Origin of the sequence: Planktothrix tepida PCC 9214, assembly GCF_900009145.1 — a bacterium.
Taxonomy (GTDB): domain Bacteria; phylum Cyanobacteriota; class Cyanobacteriia; order Cyanobacteriales; family Microcoleaceae; genus Planktothrix; species Planktothrix tepida.
Genome location: NZ_LN889860.1, coordinates 1 through 849, shown reverse-complemented (window position 1 = coordinate 849; position 849 = coordinate 1). Strand labels below are relative to the sequence as shown.

The window sequence follows — 849 nt, the reverse complement described above, 5'->3', positions numbered from 1 at the left end:
TACTGCCGTTAATGATATCCCTGTATTAAATACAGCTATTACCGCCCAGACCGCCAATCCAGATAGCAATTTCAGTCTCAATATTGTTAATAACTTTAGCGATATTGATGCAGGGGATAGTTTAACCTATAGCGCCACCTTAGCGGATGGTACAACCTTACCCAGTTGGTTAACTTTCAACACCACAACCGGAACATTTACCGGAAAACCCACTAATGCAGATCTCGGTAATCTTACTATCAAAGTTACAGCTAAAGATAGTAGTAATACTACAGTTGAAAACAGTTTCCAACTGACGGTTAATAATACCAATACTCCGCCCACAGCCGCCAACAAAACCCTAACCGTTAACGAAGACAACAACTACACCTTTGCTGTCACCGACTTCGGTTTCAGTGATGTAGACACCACAGATACCCTAGCATCAATAAAAATCACCCAACTGCCCACAGTGGGGACATTACAACTGAAGGGCACTGCTGTTACAGCTAACCAAGTGATCACTGCTGTTGATATTCCCAGCTTAGTCTTCACCCCATTTGCTAATGCTAACGGTAGCAGTTATGCCAACTTCAAGTTCACCGTTAATGACGGCATTATTGATAGTGTGACAGCTAATACGATTACTATTGATGTTACTGCCGTTAATGACTTACCCACAGGGAATATTAGTATTACAGGAACACCCGAACAAAACCAAATTTTAACGGCAACAAATACCTTAGCGGATGCAGATGGTTTAGGAACGTTTAATTATCAATGGCAAGAGTCAGCAGATAATGGAGTCACCTGGACTAATATTAGTGGAGCAACTAATAATACTTTTGCCTTATCTCAAACACAAGTGGG

The 849-nt window shown here is 41.3% G+C and carries 1 protein-coding gene; it reads left to right on the top strand.

Translation table 11 applies throughout. The features are described from left to right. The coding region (locus tag PL9214_RS29495; RefSeq protein WP_186440517.1) for a putative Ig domain-containing protein at positions 1-849 on the top strand (849 nt) is incomplete at both ends.